Genomic DNA, 19,043 nt, shown 5'->3' with positions numbered 1-19,043 from the left:
GCGCAGTTGTTCGCGCGGGTGTCTCAGACGGTGGTGTCTCAGACGCTGCGGAAGGCCAGGACCACGTTGTGGCCGCCGAAGCCGAAGGAGTTGTTGAGGGCGGCGATGCGGCCCTCGACCGGGAGCTTGCGGGGCTCGTCGCGGACGATGTCGGCCTCGATGTCGTCGTCCAGGTCGACCACGTTGATGGTCGGCGGGGCGATCCGGTGGTGCAGGGCGAGGACGGTGGCGACCGTCTCGATGCCGCCGGCGCCGCCGAGCAGGTGGCCGGTCATCGACTTGGTGGCGGAGATCGCCACGTGCCCGAGGTGCTCGCCGAGTTCGCGGCTGAGCGCCTTGACCTCCGCGGTGTCACCCTGCGGGGTGGAGGTGGCGTGCGCGTTGACGTGCACGACCTCGGCCTTGTCCAGCTCGTTGCGGTCGAACAGGTCGGCGATGGCGCGGGCCACGCCGGCGCCGGTCGGCTCCGGCTGGGCGATGTGGTGGGCGTCCGAGGACAGGCCCTGGCCGATCGCCTCGCAGTACACGCGGGCACCGCGGGCGGCGGCGTGCTCGGCGGACTCCAGCACCACGACGCCGGCGCCCTCGCCGAGGACGAAGCCGTCACGGGCCTTGTCGTACGGCCGGGAGGCGTGCTCGGGGTCGTCGTTGTTCTTGGACATCGCCATCATGTTGGAGAAGGCGACGATGGGCAGCGGGTGGATCGCCGCCTCGGTGCCGCCGGCCACCACGATGTCGGCGCGGCCACTGCGGATCATCTCGATCGCGTAGCCGATCGCCTCGGCACCGGAGGCGCAGGCGGAGACGGGGGTGTGCACGCCGGCCCGGGCGCCGACCTCCAGGCCGACGTTGGCGGCCGGGGAGTTGGGCATCAGCATCGGGACGGTGTGCGGGGAGACCTTGCGGACGCCCTGCTCCTTGAGCACGTCGTACTGGTCGAGCAGGGTGGTGACGCCACCGATGCCGGAGGCGATGACCGCGCCCAGACGCTCGGGGGTCAGCTCGTTGGAGTCGGCGGTGGCCGGGCCCTCGAAGCCGGCGTCCTTCCAGGCCTCGCGGGCGGCGATCAGCGCGAACTGGGCCGAGCGGTCCAGCTTGCGGGCCACCGGGCGGGGCAGGATTTCGGACGGCTCGACGGCGACCCGGGCGGCGATCCGGACCGGCAGGTCGGCGGCCCACTCCTCGGTGAGCGCGCGGACCCCGGACCGGCCGGCCAGCAGGCCCTCCCAGAATGTGGCGGCGTCGCCGCCCAGCGGCGTGAAGGCGCCGATACCCGTGACGACCACGGTGCGGTTTTCAGCAGTCACTGGTTTCTTCTTCTCTCACGTAGAGCGGGGGGCCGGACGAGCCGGACGGAAAGGGGGACGGTCGGGGCGCGGCTGGCGCGCCCCGACCGGCAGCCTGACGACTGGTCAGACGTTGGCGACGATGAAGTTCACCGCGTCGCCGACGGTCTTCAGGTTCTTGACCTCGTCGTCCGGGATCTTCGCGCCGAAGCGCTCCTCGGCGGCGACGACGACCTCGACCATGGACAGCGAGTCGACGTCCAGGTCGTCGGTGAAGGACTTGTCGAGCTCGACGTCCTCGACCGGAATGCCGGCGATCTCGTTCACGATCTCGGCGAGACCTTCGAGAACCTCGGTCTGGGTAGCCATATCGGCTGCTCCTCTTCGGTGGTGACGGCGGACGGTCCGACGGACCGCCGCGGGTTTCATGTGGTGCGGAGAAAAACGCCTAGGGGAGAGTAACGACTGCTGCGGCGTAGACCAGGCCGGCCCCGAAGCCGATGATCAGCGCCAGGTCGCCGCTCTTGGCCTCGCCGCGCTCCAGCATCCGCTCCATGGCGAGCGGAATGGAGGCGGCGGAGGTGTTGCCGGTCTCGACGATGTCGCGGGCCACCGGGATCTCGGCGGGCAGCTTCAGCGTCTTGATCATGGCGTCGATGATGCGCATGTTGGCCTGGTGCGGGATGAACGCGCCGAGCTGGTCGGCGGTGATCCCGGCGGCGTCCAGCGCCTGCTGCGCGACCTTCGCCATGTCGTACACGGCCCAGCGGAAGACCGTCTGGCCCTCCATCCGGAGCGCGGGCCACTTGATCTCCTCGCCCGCGCCGTTGACGGCGTCGGGCTTGGCGAAGGCGGTGTCCCAGGCCTTGGTCTGCGAAATCACCTCGGACTGCGAGCCGTCCGAACCCCAGACCACCTTGCCGATGCCGGGCGTGTCGGACGGGCCGACGATCGCGGCGCCCGCGCCGTCGCCGAAGATGAACGCGGTCGAGCGGTCCGACTTGTCGGTCAGGTCGGACAGCCGCTCCACGCCGATCACCAGCACGTACTCGGCGCTGCCGCCGCGCACCATGCCGTCGGCCAGGCTCAGGCCGTAGCCGAAGCCCGCGCAGGCGGCGGAGATGTCGAACGCGGGGGCGGTGCCGCAGCCGAGCCGCTGGGCGATCTCGGTGGCGATCGCCGGGGTCTGCTTCAGGTGCGAGACGGTGGCGACGATGACGCCGCCGATCTGCTCCGGAGCGATCCCGGACATCGCGATGGCCCGCTCGGCCGCCTGCACCGACATCTCGGCGACGGTCTCCTCCGGGCCGGCCCAGCGGCGCTCCGCGATACCGGAACGCGAGCGGATCCACTCGTCCGAGGAGTCGATCCAGTTCAGCACCTCGGAGTTCGGGATCACCCGGGTCGGGCGGTAGCCGCCGACCCCGAGGATGCGCGAGAACTGGGCGCCGGTGGCCGGCTTGATGGTGGCAGTCATGCGGACTTCTCCTGCTTGCCGTGCTCGGCCACGAGCTCACGGGCCCGGTCGAGATCGGCGGGGGACTTCAGGGCCAGCGTGGCGACACCCTTGACGTTGCGCTTGACCAGGTTGGTGAGGGTTCCGGCCGGGGACAGCTCGATCACGGCGGTCGCGCCCAACTGCTGCAGGGTCTCCATGCACAGGTCCCAGCGGACCGGGTTGGACACCTGCGAGACCAGACGGGACAGCACCTCGGCACCGTCGCCGACCACCTCGCCGTCCTTGTTGGACACGTACGCCACCGCCGGGTCGGCCGCCGTCAGCGTCGGCGCCAGCTTCTCCAGCCGGGCCACGCCCGGGGCCATGTGCGCGGTGTGGAACGCGCCCGCGACCTTCAGCGCGATCAGCCGCGCGCCGGCCGGCGGGTCCGCCTTCAGCGCGGCCAGCTGCTCCAGCGTGCCGGCCGCGACGATCTGGCCGCCGCCGTTGTTGTTCGCCGCGGTGACCCCGTGCGCGGCGAGCTTCTCGGCGACCGCCTCCGGGTCGCCGCCGAGCACCGCCGCCATACCGGTCGCGGTGGCCGCGGCGGCCTCCGCCATGCCGAGGCTGCGCTCGCGGACGAAGGCCAGCGCGTCCTGCTCGGACAGCACGCCGGCCAGCGCCGCGGCGGTGATCTCACCGACGCTGTGGCCGGCCAGCGCGCCGACCGACGCGGAAACGCCCTGCGGCAGCAGCGCCTGAGCGGTCACCAGGCCGGCGGCCACCAGCAGCGGCTGGGCGACGGCGGTGTCCTTGATCTCCTCCTCGGAGGCCTCGGTTCCGGCGTGCACCAGGTCGAGGCCGGCCACCTCCGACCACTGGCGCAGCCGGTCGGCGACGCCGTCCAGTTCGAGCCAGGGGTTGAGGAAGCCGGGAGTCTGGGCACCCTGTCCAGGGGCGACGATAACGAGCACGGTTCAACCCTCTCTCGCCGGACGCCGTGGGGCGGGTAGGCGACGATGACGAAGAAAAGCACGTCGGATTGTGGATTCCCTACAGTGCGATCAGCCCTGGTCAGGCCCGGAGCCGAGACGCCCCAGGGCAAGGGCGATGCGCAGGGTGAACGCCGAACGCACGTCCGATGGAGCATAGCCGGTGACATCTGTCACACGACGCAGCCGGTAGCGCACGGTGTTCGGGTGGACGAAGAGCATCCGGGCGGCGCCCTCCAGCGAGGACGCCTGCTCCAGATAGACACTCAGCGTCTCCAGGAGTGCCGAACCAGCCTCCTCCAATGGTGTGTAGATCTCCTCCACCAGCTGACGGCGAGCCACCTCGTCGCCCGCCAGCGAGCGTTCGGGCAGCAGATCGTCGGCCAGCACCGGGCGTGGCGCGTCCGGCCACGCCGAACACGCCTTCAGGCCCTGCGCGGCGGCGTGCGCCGAGCGGGTCGCCGACAGCAGGTCACCGACCGTCGGACCGACCACCACCGGGCCCGGGGCGAACTGGCCGATCAGCGCCCGCGCGGCGTGCACCGGCTCCTTGTCGCCGCCGACCACCACCACCAGGCGGCGGCCCAGCACCCCCGTCAGCACGTGCAGCTTGGCGTACCGGGCGGCCCGCCGGATGGCCTCCACCACCAGCTCGCTGTCGCCGTCCGGGGCACTGCCCATCACGACCCGCACCTGGCTCGGCTGACCCCAGCCCAGTGCCGCCGCCCGGGACAGCACGCCCTCGTCGGCGTCCCCGGACAGCAGCGAGTTGACGACCAGCGCCTCCAGCCGGGCGTCCCACGCGCCGCGCGCCTCCGCGGCCTGCGCGTACACCTGGGCGGTGGCGAAGGCGATCTCCCGGGCGTAGACCAGCACCGACTCGCGCATGCCCGCCTCGTCGCCGGGCGCGGCCACCTCCTCGATGGCCTCCTCCATCACCTCGATCGTGGTGCGGATCAGCTCCACCGTCTGCCGCAGCGTGATCGCCCGGGTCAACTCCCGCGGGGCGGTGCCGAACACGTCGGTGGAGATCGCCTGCGGCGCCTCCGGGTGCCGGTACCACTCGGTGAACGCCGCGATACCCGCCTGCGCGACCAGACCGATCCACGAACGGTGCTCCGGCGGCATCCGCCGGTACCAGGCCAGCTGATCATCCATCCGGGCAATCGCCGCGGACGCCAGCTTGCCCGCCGACTTCTCCAGCCGCTTCAGCGTCGCCGCCCGCAACTCGGCGCGCTCCGACGCGAGTCGGCGCTCCTCGGCGGTCATCCGGCCACGGCCGGGGACCGCCGCGGTACCGTTCGGCCGCGCCGGACGTTTCGCGGACTTCTTCTCCGGGCCCCGGTCGGCGGGCCGCTCCTGGGCGGGCGGCTCGCCGGACGTCCGGTCGGATGCTTTGTCGGGTTTCGCTGAAGCGGATGGCACGGCACTAGCCTGCCTCACGCGGGCGGGTGCTCGTGCACACCCCGCGCCGAGAAGACCGGTGGCACCCGTCACACCGGCTACCGTGGTGCCCGTGAGCGTGGATTCCTCGCCCCAGGACGGGCACCCCCTCGAAACCGCCGCACCCGCGTCCGGGGCCGGACGGAAGGAACGCGGCCGCGCCGACCTGCGCCGGGCCGGCGAGCGTTACCTGTCGGAACCCGCCGAAGGCATCACCACCCTTCACGCGTTCTCCTTCGCCGGGCACTACGACCCGAAGAACACATCTTTCGGGGCGCTGCTCGCCTGCAATGAGGAGACGCTCGCCCCCGGCGCCGGCTACGACACGCACCGGCACACCGACACCGAGATCGTCACCTGGGTGATCGACGGCGCGCTCGCCCACCGCGACGACGCGGGCCACGCGAGCGTGGTCCGGCCCGGCATGCTCCAGGTGCAGTCCGCGGGGGCGGGCATCAACCACACTGAGCGGAACCTCGGCGGGGCGGAGTCGTCCGTGACGTTTCTTCAGATGTGGCTCCAGCCCGATCAGTTCGGTTCGGAGCCGGGGTTCGGGCTGCGGTCGGTCGCGAACGGGGACGGGCTGACGTTGCTCGCTTCCGGTCGGGCCTCGGGTGAGGTGCTGCGCCTGCGGCGGGCGGACGCAGCGCTCTGGCTGGTCCGGGCCGGGGCGTGGGCGGCACTGCCGGAACTCCCCGCCGCCCCTTTCCGATACGTGCACGTGGTGGCCGGCTCGGTCGGCTACCGGACCGTCCCCGGCCCGCAGGGTGGCGGGCGGTCGGCGAGCGCCGGGGACGCGATCCGGATCACGGGGGACGCGTTCGCGGATCCGACGGCGGGGGAGAACGGCGTGGAGCTGCTGCTCTGGGAGATGCACAGCCCGCTGCAATTCGGGTGAACAACCGGGGGCGCGGGGAACTGCGCGACAAGCGCACACCACGTCCGTAAGGTCGCGATCAAGTGCAAGTCATTGTCCTGCGTCGCGATCTTGCGGTGAGGTGCCTTCCGCTTCGCGCAGTTCCCCGCGCCCCCGGACGCTCACTCCTGTTCGGAGAGAACCGCGTCGCTGAGCTGGGGCCAGACCTCCGCTGCCCATGGGCCGAAGTCGCGGTCGGTGAGGGCGAGGCAGGCGAGGTCGGCGGTGGGGTCGACCCAGAGGAAGGTGCCGGACTGGCCGAAGTGGCCGAAGGTGGCGGGGGAGTTGGTGGTGCCGGTCCAGTGCGGGGTCTTGTGGTCGCGGATTTCGAAGCCGAGGCCCCAGTCGTTGGGGCGGCGGTGGCCGAAGCCGGGCAGGACGCCGCTGGTGCCGGGGAAGGCGACCTCGCGGGTGGCGGTGTGCAGGGTGGCGGGGTCGAGCAGCTTGGGGGACTGGAGTTCGGCCGCGAAGCGGGCGAGGTCGGCGGCGGTGGAGAGGCCGCCCGCGCCGGCGGGCGCGCGGTGGGCGGTGTTGATCAGGGTGGCGTGCATGCCGAGCGGCTGGAAGACGGCTTCGGCCGCGTACTGGGCGAACGGGATGCCGGAGGCGTGCTCCAGGGTGGCGGCGAGGACGTCGAAGCCGGCGTTGGAGTAGAGGCGGCGGTTGCCGGGGGCGGCCATCACGCGGTGTTCGTCGAAGGCCAGGCCGGAGGTGTGGGCCAGCAGGTGGCGGACGGTGGAGCCGTCGGGGCCGGCCGGGTCGTCGAGTTCGAAGACGCCTTCCTCGACGGCGATCAGTGCGGCGTACGCGCTGAGCAGCTTGGTGACGGAGGCGAGCGGGAACAGGTGGTCCTGCGGGCCGTGTGCGCCGAGCAGGGCGCCGTCGCTTCCGCGTACGACCGCCGCAGCGGCGTTCGGTACGGGCCAGTCCTCGATCATCCGCAAGCTCTGCATGGGCCGAACTCTAAACGACGGTCCGGGGGGTCCGGTGTGCCAGGCTTGCTTGGAGTGCGCTCCAACTGAGTAGCGTCGGAGCCGTCGTCGAGAGCGGGGGTCGGGCAGGATGGCGGAGTTCGTCCAGCGGAGTGCTCAACTGGCGGGGTGCGAGCGGGCGTTCGGTGCGCCGAGTGCGGTGCCGGACCGGACGCCGCGGCATCCGATCAGCGAGGTGTCCGCGATCAGCGGGCTCACTGCGCACACGCTGCGCTGGTACGAGCGGATCGGCCTGCTGGACCGGGTGGACCGTTCGCACGCCGGCCAGCGCCGGTACAGCGACGCGGACCTGGCGCGGCTGGCGTTCCTGACGAAGCTCCGGCTGACCGGGATGCCGGTGGCCGACATGGTCCGGTACGTCGAGCTGGTGCGGGACGGGGACGCCACCCGGGCCGAGCGCCGGCAGCTGCTGGTGGACCACCGGGCGGAGGTCCGGCAGCGGCTCGCGGACCTGCACGCCACGCTCGCCGTGATCGACCGGAAGATCGATCTCTACGGCGAGCCGGCCGCACCCGTTCCGGGCGACGACGCGACTGAGACGACGGCCGATTATTCGATCGAGGACAGGAAGAGCGCATGAGCAGCATCGAGACCACCCGGCTCGGCAGCAACGGCCCCGTCGTGGGTGTGCAGGGCCTGGGCTGCATGGGGATGAGCGAGTTCTACGGGCCGACCGACACCGAGGAGGCGCTGGCCACCCTCGGCCGGGCGCTGGAGCTCGGGGTGACCCTGTTCGACACTGCCGACATCTACGGTTCGGGCGCCAACGAGGAGCTGATCGGTCCGTTCGTCCGGGCGCACCGCGAACAGGTGGTGCTGGCCACCAAGTTCGGGATCGAGCGGCGCGCCGACGACCCGAGCTACCGGGGCGTCAACAACGAGCCGGCGTACATCCGGCAGGCGGTGGACGCCTCGCTGCGGCGGCTCGGGGTGGACGAGATCGACCTGTACTACATGCACCGCCGCAACCCGGAGGTGCCGCTGGCCGAGTCGGTCGGGGCGATGGCGGAGCTGGTCGCGGCCGGCAAGGTGAAGCATCTGGGTCTGTCCGAGGTGACCGGTCCGGAGCTGCGGGAGGCGTACGCGGTGCACCCGATCGCGGCGCTGCAGTCCGAGTGGTCGCTGTTCGCCCGCGGCCCGGAGCGCACCGCGGTGCCCGTGGCGGCCGAGCTGGGCGTCGCGCTGGTGCCGTACTCGCCGCTCGGCCGGGGCTTCCTGACCGGGGCGTTCGCCAACGCCGAGCAGCTGGGCGCGGACGACTTCCGCCGTCACCTGCCGCAGTTCACCGGCGCGAACGCGGTGGACAACGCGGAGCTGGTCGAGCCGATCCGGAAGGTCGCCGCGGAGCGCGGTGTGACGGCCGCCCAGGTCGCGCTGGCCTGGCTGCAGCAGCGGGCCGAGGTGCACGGCCTGACGGTGGTGCCGATCCCGGGCACCCGCAAGCGCAGCCGGCTGGAGGAGAACGCCGCCGCGACCGCGCTGAAGCTGACGGCGGCGGAGCTGGCCGAGCTGGAGCCGATCGGCGGCCGGGTGCAGGGCCCCCGCTACGCGGACATGAGCGCCACCTCGGACGCCCGCGAGGTGTGACGTCCGGTCAATTGCCGGAGTTGTTCGGGTGGCTGACGTCGCCGTAGTGGCCGAGGGCGATCGCGGCGAAGTTGTGCCGGCTGGCGGTGCCCTCGGCCAGGTAGCCGTTGTGGCCGCTGGCGCCGGCCGAGGAGACGGTCATCGCGCCGAACGCCTGGGTGGTCGGGTCGGCGCCGTGCCCGAGGCCGCCGACCTCCAGGTAGGGGACGTTGCCGATCCAGTCGGCGGGGTTGCGGGCCGCCCACACCTGGACGCCGGTGCCGAGCTCGGCGGCCGAGTCGACGCCCATCCCGGGGCTGCCGAACGCCACCAGGTCGGTGGGCTGCGTGCCGTGCACGGTCGGCGCGGCGGTGCCGCACACCACCGAGCCGTACGAGTGGCACAGCAGCGTCGGCGGCGCCTCCGGGTGGCTGGTCTGCTTCAGCCCGGCGAGCAGCCGTTCCAGGCGGGGCGCGGCGGCCTCGGCGAGCCGGGAGGTGGCCGCGTCCGGGCCGAGGCCCTGCGGGGTGACGTAGCCGGTCCAGGCGATCACCGCGGTGCGGGTGTTCGGGGACTGGGCGTGCTCCTCGGTGAACAGGGCGCGGGCCATGCCGGCGGGGGAGCGCAACGGCTCGACGGCCTGGTCGAAGTGGGCGAGGTCGGCGTCCGAGCCGGGCACCAGGACGGCGACCCGCTGGGCGGCGGCCAGGTCGCCGTACACCTCGGTGACCAGGCCGCGGCCGCGCGGGTCGAAGGCGAGGATCTGCCGGCCGCCGGCCAGCAGCGCCTCGGAGTCGTTGGCGCGGGAGGCGGCCAGCGCGCGGGCGGTCGGGTCCAGGGCGCGGTCCTCGGAACGCTGCCGGGCCCGGTCGCGTTCGGCGGCGATCGCCTCCCGGTTGGCCCGGTACCGGACGGCCGGCGGCGCACCGTCCAAGTTGCCGACCACCAGCGGGTATTCGAGGATCAGCCGGTCGAGTTCGGCGTTCGTCAGCGAGGCGAAGAAGGCGGCGACGGCGGCCGGGTCGGCGGTGGCCGGGTCCGGCAGGGCGCGGCCGAAGGTGTTGTCGGCGACCCAGGCGGCGCTGCCGGCCGGCGGCGTGGTGATGGCCAGCTGCTCGCTGGACGCGGTGGCCTGGGCGACCGCCGCCCCAGCGTCCACCAGGGCGGCACAGCCCGCGAACACGCCGATCAGGATCCGCTTGACCCGCCTGCGCTGCATGGCGTCCACTCCCTCGGGCCGGTACATCGCAGCGGGCCGGGCCCGATGGTGCTACGACTGCCAACTACTAGTCAGCCAGACTAGAGGGCGGCAGACGCGCCGGGCAGGGAGCAAACAGTGTTCCGTGTCACATTCGCCCGGACGCTACCTGTCGTATCCGTCCCGGACGCGCTTCGGAGCGATCGAACGCCAGGCCTCGGTGAGCAGTTCACGCAGCTCCTCCGGCTCGACCAGGGCCAGTTGCACCCGCACCCAGCCGAACCGGCCGGTGTACGGCGCCATCGAGTACACCTCGGGCGCGGCGGCGATCAGTTCGGCCTGATCGGACACCGTGGCCTTCACCGAAACCGCCCCCGACTCCGGGTGCCCCATCGCGAAGATCTTCCGGCCGACCCGGAACGTCTCCTGCTCCCAGGTGGTTTCCTGGTGCGCCTGCGGCAGCTCCAGTGCCAGCGCGATCAGTTCGTCGAAGGTCGCCATGGCCGCCAGGGTACGGCCAGGCTCCGACAACCGAAGGGAATTGACGCAACGTCAGACCGCGCCGAGCGCGTACACCGCGAACAGTGCCGCGCCCGCCGTCGCCACCGCCCGCCAGGCGCGGGACGGCCACGGGGCGTCGAAACGCCGCGCCCAGCGGCCGATCAGCGCCAGCACCACCGCGAACAACGGCAGCCAGGCCAGTCGGGCCAGCGCCCACAGGCCGGAGTCGGGGGCGGCGGTCAGGCCCGGCAGCGTGCCCAGTCGCGAACCGGCCAGCGCGGTCAGGAACATCGCGGTCTGGTGCCAGCAGAAGATCGTCATCGCGCCCAGGTTGACCACCACCACCGGCAGCCACAGCAGCGGCCGGCGCAGCGCCCGGCCCAGCCGGTCTTTCAGCAGCATCGCCGCACCGCCCTGCACCGAGGCCAGCGCCAGCACCAGCAGGGACGGCGGGTGCGAGTTGGTGCGGGCCGCGCCCGGTACGCCGACCATGCTCGCCGGGTAGTGGAACACCAGCAGCAGCACCGTGAACAGCGCCGCCCCGCCGAAGGCCGTCAGCCGCGCCCCGGCCCGGGAGATCCGGCCGTGCGCCCAGTCCACACCCAGCTGGTAGGCGAACAGCCAGCCCGGCAGCAGGTTCAGCAGGCTCAGCCACCCCGGCATCGACGCGCCCCACGGCCCGTACCGCAGCAGGTCCACCACCGCGACGGCCGCCAGCAGCGCCGCCGAGGCCCAACCCTTCATCCGCGCACCGAACTTGACGCACAGCGGGGTGAGCGCCGTCAGCACCAGGTACATCGCGATGTACCAGAGCGGCTGCACCATCAGCACCGCCCCCGTGCGCACCGTGTCGGCCGGCACCCCCAGCCCGCGCAGCACCGGGATCAGCGCCGCCCACACCGCGGCCACCCCCAGCACCGGCCGGGCCAGCCGCAGCACCCGGCCGCGCAACCACTCCCCGGTACCCACCCCGCGGTCGGCCGCCCGGCGCAGCGACAGCGCCGACGCCCGGCCGCCGACCAGGAAGAACACCCCCAGCATCTGCAGCACCCAGCTCAGCGGCGCCATGAACGACAGCGCCGTCAGCGGACTCGCGTTGTGCAGCACGCCGTCGGAGAGGGTGAACCCGCCGAGCAGCCAGTGCCCGAGCGGCACCGAGAGCAGTGCGACGGCGCGCAGGCCGTCCAGCGCTCGGTCACGGGTGGTGGGGGTCTTGGCATCGACGGTCGCCGCGGCGCGGCGAACGGAAACAGGCAGCATCGGACGTCTCCTCGACAGGTCGTCAGGCGGTGGTGGGGGAGCCGGTCGCGGCGAGCGCGGCGAAGGCCGCGAGCGAGGCCGAACCGGGGGCGAAGTAGTCGCTGTGGCCGTGCGAACCCGTCGATGGCAGCAGGCGGGCGTGGAACCCCGGGGACGTCGGGTCGGCGCCGTGCCCGAGCCCGAACACCGAGACGTGCGGCACGTTCGAGATCCAGTCCTCCGGATTGCGGGCCACCGCCCACACCGGCACCTTCAACTCGTCCGCCCGCTCCAGGCCCAGCCCCGGCGAGGCGAACACCACCAGCCCCGAGACCCGCGCCGGATCCGGCGCGGACTGCCCGCACACCACCGAGCCGTAGCTGTGGCAGAAGAGAGTGACGGGCCCGGTCAGCGGGGCCAGGCCGGCGACCAGACGCTCCAGCCGCGGGGCCCCCGCCCGGGCGAGCTCCTCCCGGGCGGCGTCCAGCCCCACGCCGACGGGCGTGGTGTAGCCGACCCACGCCACCACGGCGACCTGGTCCTTGGCAGCGGCGCGCAGTTCCTTCGCCATGGCGGCGAGGCGGTCGGACGAGGCCAGATCGACGTCCGAACCGGGCACGAGGACGGCGGTGCGGGCGGCGTGGGCCAGATCGCCGAACACCTCGGCGAGTTGGCCGCGGCCGCGAGGATCGAAGACGAGAAGTTGGCGGCCGGTCAGTTCGGCGTAGCGGGCGGCCTTCCGGGCGGCCTGCTCGCGCTCTTCCGGCAGGAGCGAGGCGTCGGTGGCGCGGGCCTGCTCACGGGCGCGTTCCTGGGCGAGGGCCAGGGAGTTCGCCAAGTAGCGGAGGGGGACCGGCGCGCCGTCCAGATTGCCGAGGACCTGCGGGTGCCGGAACGCGAGCTGCCGCTGCTGGTCCGGGGCCAACGCGTCGAAGAACGCCGCAACTTCGGCCGGGGAGGCGTTCGTCGGATCGGGCAGCCGCACCCCCAGCGCGGTGTCCGCCACCCACTCCGCGGACCCCGGCGGCGGCCCCGTCAGCGGCGTCTGCGCATCCGCCGACGTCCACGACCCCACCCCCAGCACCGCCGCCAGCACCAACCCCGCGACGGCCGTCCCTCGACGCAGACGCCCCAGCATCGCTTCCTCCTCCCGTTCGGTGACGAGGAGGAAGGTAGGAACGAGGTGCGTGGCGGGGCGTCACCCTGCGGAGCCAAGACGCACGTCATACCTGGGTGGGAGTGCGGGCAGCCAGGGGCGCGGGGAGGTTGCTCAACTGCCGGGCTGCACCAAGCCGCTCTCGTAGGCGAGGACGACGGCCTGCGCGCGGTCGCGCAGGTTGAGCTTGGCGAGGATGCGGCCTATGTGGGTCTTGACGGTCTGTTCGGCGAGGATCAGGTGGGCGGCGATTTCCTGGTTGGAGAGGCCGCGGGCGATGAGTTCGAGGACTTCGGTCTCGCGGGGGGTGAGCCCGTTGAGGCGGAGGCGGGGGTCGCGGCGGGGGGTGGGGCGGTTCTGGGCGAAGTCGGCGATCAGGCGGCGGGTGACGGAGGGGGCGAGCAGGGCGTCGCCGGCGGCGACCACGCGGACGGCGTTGATCAGGTCGGCGGGTGGGGCGTCCTTGAGGAGGAAGCCGGAGGCGCCGGCGCGGAGGGCCTCGTACACGTAGTCGTCGACGTCGAAGGTGGTGAGCATCAGGACGCGGGGGCGGTGGATCACGCCGGGCGGGGGGTCGAGGAGGTGGCGGGCGGCTTCGAGGCCATCCATCTCGGGCATGCGGACGTCCATCAGGACCACGTCGGGGTGGGTGTGCCGGCTGACTTCCAGGGCCTGGAGGCCGTTCGCGGCGTCGCCGACCACGTCGATGTCGCTCTGGGCGCCGAGCAGGGCGGCGAAGCCGGCGCGGACCATCGCCTGGTCGTCGACGATGAGGACGCGGATGGTCATGCGGTGTTCTCCCCTGGGGCGGTGCCGACCGCCGTTGCGGGGCGGTCGATCGGCAGGACGGCGGCGACCCGGTAGCCGCCGTCGGCGGTCGGGCCGGTGTCCAGGGTGCCATCCAGCAGACGTACGCGTTCCCGCATTCCGGTCAGGCCGTGTCCGGTGGAGGCGGAGACTTCGACGGCGGTGGCCTTGCCGGGGGCCGGGTCGTTGTGGACGTCCACGGTGAGGGCGCCGTCGGCCGCCGCGACCCGGACCCGGGCGGTGGCGCCGGGGGCGTGCCGGACGACGTTGGCCAGGGCTTCCTGGACGATCCGGTACGCGGACAGGCCGACCGCCTCGGGGACGGGGCCGAGGGCCCGGACGTCGTCGGCGAGGTCGAGTTCGGCCCGGACGCCGGCCTGGGCCACGGTGGCGAGCAGGCCCGGCAGGTCGTCGAGGCCCGGTTGCGGGGCCTTGTCGGCCTCGGTGTCGGCGGCCCGCAGCACGCCGAGCAGGCGCCGCATCTCGGCGAGCGAGCCGCGGGCAGCGGAGGCGATCTGCCCGAATTCGGCGACGGCGGGCTCGGGCAGGCCCTCGATCCGGTACGGGGCGCTGTCGGCCTGGACGGCGATCACCGACATGTGGTGGGCGACCACGTCGTGCAACTCGCGGGCGATCCGGGCGCGTTCCTCCAGCAAGGTGCGCCGGGCGCGTTCGGTCTCGGAGATCTGTTCCTGGGCGGCGAGCAGCCGCTGCGCCTCGTCGCGGCTGCGCAGGCTCCAGCCGAGCAGCAGGATCACCCCGGAGAGCACGGTGACCACCACCGAGGTGCCGTCGAAGTGCTCGTTGAAGACGGACCAGCTGAGGCTGTTGCCGACGAAGGTGACCGCCCAGACGGCGAGCAGGGTGCGTCCGCTTTCCCGGATCGCCAGGAACACCATCAGGAACAGGTAACTCAGCAGGGTGGGGACCGGCCACGGCCAGGCCTGGGTGGCGGCCTCGCCGTGGGTGACGACCGCGCCGACCAGCACCGACGGTGCCACCAGCTGCCAGGCGGTCAGCGGCCGGACCAGGGCCAGTGCCAGCGCCCCGGCCTGGACCGTGGCCAGTGCGGCGGCGAGGCCCCCGTTCACCCCGTAGAACTGCGTCAGCGCGACGATGCCGGTGGGCAGCAGCGCACCGATCATGGCCAGCACCACCACGAAGGGCAGCGCCCGCATCCATGCTTTGCGGGCGTTGGCCAGCGGCGGCCGGTGGTTCGGGACGGGTTCGACGAGGGCGCTGAGGAAGGTCTTCCAGGTGGTCACCGGGCCGAGGGTAGAACGGGGCGGGGCCGGTGTCCTCATACTCCGGTCGGGCGACGCGGGTGATACCGGAGTACTACTCGGGCCCTCAGCGCCAGGAGCCGGCCAGCGCCGGTCCGAGTTCGTCGAAGTGGCGCTCCAGCAGGGCCAGCATGCCGTCCGTGCAGTGGCTGTGCTGGTCGGCACTGGCGGCGTACGACAGGTGCGAGATCCGCACCACGGTGCCGAATACGGCGGCGAGCAGCCGGGGGCGCAGGTCGGTGTCCGGGTCGAGTGCCTCGCGTTCGGCGAGGATCCGGGCCACTTCGCCCTCCTGCTGGAAGGAGTGCCGCAGGTGGGCGGCGAGCAGGGTGGGGGTGGACTCGATCAGTTCGAACAGCTCCAGGACGGCGGTGACGGTGCCGTAGCGGGCCCCGCGGTCCTGGTCGATGGCCTGCCAGACCTCGTGCACCGCGCCGCGCATCGCCTGGAGCGGGTTCTCCTCGGCGGGCCGGGTGCGCAGCCGCTCGAGGAACTCTTCCTCGACGTCGGCGAGCACCGCGAGGGCGACCTCCTCCTTGTTGGCGAAGTACCGGAAGAAGGTGCGCTGGGAGACCTCCACCTCGGCCGCGATCTCGTCCACCGTGGTCCGTGCGAACCCCTGGCCGAGAAACAGTCGGTGCGCGGCGCCGATCAACGCGTCGCGGGTGCGCTGCTTCTTGCGTTCGCGCAGGCCAGCGGGGGGCTGGACGGCGGCGGGGAGCGGGGTGGCCATGCTTCTACGATAGCGTCCTGCCATTTGTCATCAAGTGGCACAAGTCACGGCATGTCGATTGTCAGCGACTGACATAATGGCGGAGCCGCTCTCTCGCCACACCACACGAACGGGGAAGTCCCGAGCCATGAGCCAGTCCGTCGTACTCGACAAGGAGGCGGCCCCGGCCGCCGGAGGGAAGCTGCGGGGGCACCCCTGGCTGACCCTCCTCACCGTCGCCGTCGGCGTCATGATGGTGGCCCTCGACGGCACCGTCGTCGCCATCGCCAACCCGGCGATCCAGACCGACCTGAAGGCCAGCCCCGCCGACATCCAGTGGGTCACCTCCGGGTACCTGCTGGCCCTGGCGGTCTTCCTGATCACCGCCGGCAAGATCGGCGACCGGTTCGGCCACAAGTCGACCTTCCTGGTCGGCGCGGTCGGCTTCGCCGCCACCTCCGCCGCGATCGGCTTCGCCGGCTCGATCCAGCAGGTGATCTTCTTCCGGGTGCTGCAGGGCCTGTTCGGCGCGCTGCTCCAGCCCGCCGCGCTCGGCCTGCTGCGCGGGGCGTTCCCCGCCGAGAAGCTCAACATGGCGATCGGCATCTGGGGCGGCGTCATCGGTGCCTCCACCGCGGCCGGTCCGATCGTCGGCGGTCTGCTGGTCGAGCACGTCAACTGGGAGTCGGTGTTCTTCATCAACATCCCGGTCGGCATCGTCGCCCTGGTCCTGGGCCTGCTGATCCTCAAGGACGTCCGCGCCGAGAACGCCGCCAAGTCCTTCGACATCCCCGGCATCGTGCTGCTCTCCGGTGCGATGTTCATGCTGGTCTGGGGCATCATCAAGGCCCCGACCTGGGGCTGGGGCGACCCCGCCACGCTGCTCTTCCTCGGCGGCGCGGTGCTCGCGCTGGTGGTGTTCGCGGTCTGGCAGAACTTCGCCAAGGAGCCGCTGATCCCGCTGTCGCTGTTCCGCTCGGTGCCGCTGTCGGCCGGCACCCTGCTGATGGTGCTGATGGCCTTCGCGTTCTTCGGCGGCATCTTCTTCGTCACCTTCTACCTGCAGAACGTGCACGGCATGGCGCCGGTCGACGCGGGCGTCCACCTGCTGCCGATGACCGGCATGATGATCGTCGGCGCTCCGGTGGCCGGTTTCCTGATCGGCAGGATCGGCCCGCGCATCCCGATCATGGTGGGCATGCTGCTCACCACCGGCGCGATGCTCGGCATGTCCACCCTGGACATCCACTCCGGCAACGGCGTGATGTCGCTCTGGTTCCTGCTGATGGGCCTCGGCCTCAGCCCCGTCATGGTCGGCGCCACCGAGGTCATCGTCGGCAACGCCCCGCTGGAGCTGTCCGGTGTGGCCGGCGGCCTCCAGCAGGCCGCGATGCAGGTCGGCGGCAGCCTCGGCACCGCCGTGCTCGGCGCGGTGATGGCCTCCAAGGTCACCAGCGTGCTCCCCGGCAAGTGGACCGCCGCCACCGGCCAGCCGCTGCCCGGCGGTGAGCAGGGCGAGGGTCTCAAGCAGCTCGCCCAGCTGGGCATCGCCCCGCCGGCCCAGCCCGGCGTCCCCGCCGAGGTCACCCAGGGCATCGCCGACGCCGTCCACTCGTCCTTCGTCAGCGGCATGGGCCTGGCCTTCACCGTCGCCGCGATCGTCGCCGCCGTCGCGGCGGCCCTCGGCCTGCTCACCAAGCGCGGCGCGAACGACGCCGGTCCGGCCGTGCACATCTGACGCACCGCCAAGGCCCGTCCGGGGGAAGGAGGTTCTTCCCGCGGACGGGCCGCTCCGTTTTCCGGGGGTTGCCCGCGCGGGTTTTGCGATCTTTTTGCCCCCCTCCTGGCACTCGATTCGATATTCGATTACTGCACTAAGGTGCGGTCCGTGAGTGAGCAGAGAACGCAGGGGCGCCAGGCAGTGCCGCGTCGCCGAACGGAACGGGTGGCGGCGTTCCTCGGGCGCTGGTGGGTGTTCGGCCCGCTGGTGGGGCTGGCGGCCGCCGCGGCGATGGTCGTCCGGATCTTCCACAACGGCCCGATCGGCCTCGCCGACAACGGCGACGGCCCGAGCCGGATGTGCGCCCTCGACGCCAAGGTGCACCTCGACGAGGGCTCCTGGTGGTGGTTCAAATGGGCCAACTTCCGTTACGACCACGCGCTGCCCGGCGAATGCCCCCCCGGCAACCGCTACCCCGGCAGCGGCCAGTGGATGCCGGAACTGGCCCGGCCGATCAGCCGACTGCTCGGCTACCACGGCTACCTGGACCTGCGGGCACAGGCACTGCTCTGGTGCGCCCTGGTGGGCCTGGCGTTCGCGGTCTTCGCGGTCGCCCTGCGCGGCCGCCTGACGCTGCGCCTGCTGGTCTGCGCGGCGCTGTTCGTGGTCGTCGGCGACTCGGTGGTCGCGGACTACGCCGCCTCGCCGTTCAGCGAGCTGGCCGGGCTGACCGGCCTGCTGTTCGCCACCGCCGGAGCGATGCACCTCGGCGGCTCGCGCCGGGCCCGGGTACTGGGCCTCGCGGTGTTCACCGTCGGCTCGGTGACGGTGTGCGCGTCCAAGATGCAGGCGCTGACGATGGCCGTCCCGTTCCTGATACTGCTGCTGACGTCCCGCGTCCCGATCGGCCGGTGGACCGGCCGCCTCGGCTCCCGGGCCCTGCCGCTGGCCGCGGCGGCGGTCGTCGGCGCGGCCGGGCTGCACACGCTGATGTTCCAGATGGACTCGTTCAAGGAGATCAACCGGACCGAGATGATCTTCGTCGGGATCATGGGCAAGAGCCCCCACCCCGAGAAGGACGCCGTCGCACTCGGCCTCCCGGCCGACTTCGGCCAGTACGCCGGACTCAACTGGTGGGGCGAGAAGGCCCCGCAGAAGGACCCGCGCTGGCCGGAGGTCAAGGACAGGATCACCTACGGCAACATCGGCGGCTACCTGCTGCGCCACCCCGGCGTCGCACTCCGGATCGCCGACGGCGGACTGGACGACTTCGCCACCTCCCGCCCCGAGAACCTCGGCACCTACCCGGTCGGCGCCGGAAAGCCGGCCGGCGCGCAGGAACACCGCCTCTCCCTCTACACCGGCTTCCTGCGGACCTTCGGCGGCGGCTTCGTCCTCGGCCTCCAGCTCGCCCTCGCCGCGGCCGGTGCGTGGTGGCTGCGCCGCAGCGCGGGCAACCCGCGACGCCGGGCGTTCCTGGCGCTGATGATCTGCCTCGGCGGGGTGACCCTGACGCAGTTCGTCACCGCGATGTACGGCGAGGCGATCGAGAACACCAAGCACCTGATCTACGGCATCTTCGCCACCGGCCTGGCCTTCGTCCTGGCCCCGGCAGCGCTGCTCGCCGCCCCGGCGACGAAGCCCGCGGAGCGCGACGCGAGCGAGAGCAGGCCGCTGGCCCACGTCTGACGCGACGTCCACCGCGCCCGCCGGGGCGCGGGGAACCGCGCGAAGCGGAAGGCCGCAACGCAGAGATCCGCCCGAGAAGGGAAGTTCCCTCCTCGGGCGGATCTC

Annotated in this window: 18 protein-coding genes; 5 read left to right on the top strand and 13 right to left on the bottom strand. The window is 72.4% G+C overall.

Annotated features, from left to right (window positions below):
- Positions 1–38: 38 nt before the first annotated feature.
- The 5 genes from fabF to ACFYST_RS11230 form a co-directional block, all read right to left on the bottom strand.
- On the bottom strand, positions 39–1,307 hold the full coding sequence (gene fabF / locus ACFYST_RS11250; protein ID WP_387643197.1) for a beta-ketoacyl-ACP synthase II: 1,269 nt from the start codon (positions 1,305–1,307) through the stop codon (positions 39–41).
- Between the two features lie 105 nt (positions 1,308–1,412).
- Complete coding sequence (locus tag ACFYST_RS11245) at positions 1,413–1,655, bottom strand: acyl carrier protein (protein WP_073812203.1); 243 nt, start codon at positions 1,653–1,655, stop codon at positions 1,413–1,415.
- 79 nt (positions 1,656–1,734) lie between these two features.
- Positions 1,735–2,763 carry a beta-ketoacyl-ACP synthase III gene (locus tag ACFYST_RS11240; RefSeq protein ID WP_387643198.1) on the bottom strand — a complete coding sequence of 343 codons (1,029 nt, stop codon included), beginning with the start codon at positions 2,761–2,763 and terminating at the stop codon, positions 1,735–1,737.
- A complete protein-coding gene (locus ACFYST_RS11235) occupies positions 2,760–3,698 on the bottom strand; it encodes an ACP S-malonyltransferase (protein WP_387643199.1) in 939 nt (312 codons plus the stop codon). Before ACFYST_RS11235 ends, ACFYST_RS11240 begins: the two co-directional genes overlap by 4 nt.
- A 90-nt stretch (positions 3,699–3,788) precedes the next feature.
- Positions 3,789–4,985, bottom strand: a complete 1,197-nt coding sequence (locus ACFYST_RS11230; protein ID WP_387643200.1) for a PucR family transcriptional regulator — start codon at positions 4,983–4,985, stop codon at positions 3,789–3,791.
- Between the two features lie 247 nt (positions 4,986–5,232).
- Between ACFYST_RS11230 and ACFYST_RS11225 the strand changes: the two genes are divergently transcribed.
- The gene (locus tag ACFYST_RS11225) at positions 5,233–6,057 is read left to right on the top strand and encodes a pirin family protein (protein ID WP_387861450.1); all 825 of its coding nucleotides are present in this window, start codon (positions 5,233–5,235) and stop codon (positions 6,055–6,057) included.
- Between the two features lie 140 nt (positions 6,058–6,197).
- Here the strand turns inward: ACFYST_RS11225 and ACFYST_RS11220 are convergent, their stop codons facing one another.
- Positions 6,198–7,028: a serine hydrolase domain-containing protein gene (locus ACFYST_RS11220; RefSeq protein ID WP_387861448.1), complete on the bottom strand. Its 831-nt coding sequence runs from the start codon at positions 7,026–7,028 to the stop codon at positions 6,198–6,200.
- A gap of 109 nt (positions 7,029–7,137) precedes the next feature.
- Here ACFYST_RS11220 and ACFYST_RS11215 point away from each other — a divergent pair, with 109 nt between their 5' ends.
- Together ACFYST_RS11215 and ACFYST_RS11210 are read left to right on the top strand one after the other, a co-directional pair.
- The gene (locus ACFYST_RS11215) at positions 7,138–7,647 is read left to right on the top strand and encodes a MerR family transcriptional regulator (RefSeq protein WP_387861446.1); all 510 of its coding nucleotides are present in this window, start codon (positions 7,138–7,140) and stop codon (positions 7,645–7,647) included.
- Positions 7,644–8,654: an aldo/keto reductase gene (locus ACFYST_RS11210; RefSeq protein WP_387643204.1), complete on the top strand. Its 1,011-nt coding sequence runs from the start codon at positions 7,644–7,646 to the stop codon at positions 8,652–8,654. The genes ACFYST_RS11215 and ACFYST_RS11210 overlap by 4 nt, the downstream gene beginning before the upstream one ends.
- Before the next feature lie 7 nt (positions 8,655–8,661).
- On the opposite strand, the gene ACFYST_RS11205 is transcribed toward ACFYST_RS11210, so the two are convergent.
- The 7 genes from ACFYST_RS11205 to ACFYST_RS11175 form a co-directional block, all read right to left on the bottom strand.
- The gene (locus ACFYST_RS11205) at positions 8,662–9,852 is read right to left on the bottom strand and encodes an alpha/beta hydrolase (protein ID WP_387643205.1); all 1,191 of its coding nucleotides are present in this window, start codon (positions 9,850–9,852) and stop codon (positions 8,662–8,664) included.
- A 144-nt stretch (positions 9,853–9,996) separates the two neighbouring features.
- Positions 9,997–10,332 (bottom strand): MmcQ/YjbR family DNA-binding protein, encoded by a 336-nt coding sequence (locus tag ACFYST_RS11200; RefSeq protein WP_387643206.1) that lies wholly within the window; start codon positions 10,330–10,332, stop codon positions 9,997–9,999.
- 51 nt (positions 10,333–10,383) lie between these two features.
- Entirely contained in the window at positions 10,384–11,592 is a 1,209-nt protein-coding gene (locus ACFYST_RS11195) for an acyltransferase (protein ID WP_387861444.1), read from the bottom strand.
- Positions 11,593–11,614: 22 nt separating this feature from the next.
- Positions 11,615–12,709 carry an alpha/beta hydrolase gene (locus ACFYST_RS11190; protein WP_387861443.1) on the bottom strand — a complete coding sequence of 365 codons (1,095 nt, stop codon included), beginning with the start codon at positions 12,707–12,709 and terminating at the stop codon, positions 11,615–11,617.
- A gap of 132 nt (positions 12,710–12,841) precedes the next feature.
- Positions 12,842–13,516 (bottom strand): response regulator, encoded by a 675-nt coding sequence (locus ACFYST_RS11185; protein WP_387643209.1) that lies wholly within the window; start codon positions 13,514–13,516, stop codon positions 12,842–12,844.
- Entirely contained in the window at positions 13,513–14,799 is a 1,287-nt protein-coding gene (locus ACFYST_RS11180; RefSeq protein WP_387861441.1) for a histidine kinase, read from the bottom strand. Before ACFYST_RS11180 ends, ACFYST_RS11185 begins: the two co-directional genes overlap by 4 nt.
- A gap of 85 nt (positions 14,800–14,884) precedes the next feature.
- A complete protein-coding gene (locus tag ACFYST_RS11175; protein ID WP_387861439.1) occupies positions 14,885–15,550 on the bottom strand; it encodes a TetR/AcrR family transcriptional regulator in 666 nt (221 codons plus the stop codon).
- A gap of 127 nt (positions 15,551–15,677) precedes the next feature.
- Between ACFYST_RS11175 and ACFYST_RS11170 the strand changes: the two genes are divergently transcribed.
- Positions 15,678–17,267, top strand: a complete 1,590-nt coding sequence (locus tag ACFYST_RS11170; protein WP_387861437.1) for an MFS transporter — start codon at positions 15,678–15,680, stop codon at positions 17,265–17,267.
- Positions 17,268–17,417: 150 nt separating this feature from the next.
- Positions 17,418–18,938, top strand: a complete 1,521-nt coding sequence (locus ACFYST_RS11165; RefSeq protein WP_387861435.1) for a hypothetical protein — start codon at positions 17,418–17,420, stop codon at positions 18,936–18,938.
- The last annotated feature ends 105 nt before the right edge of the window (positions 18,939–19,043 follow it).

This window comes from Kitasatospora sp. NPDC004614 (genome assembly GCF_042873675.1).
GTDB lineage: Bacteria > Actinomycetota > Actinomycetes > Streptomycetales > Streptomycetaceae > Kitasatospora.
This window is presented reverse-complemented; position numbering and strand designations above follow the sequence as displayed.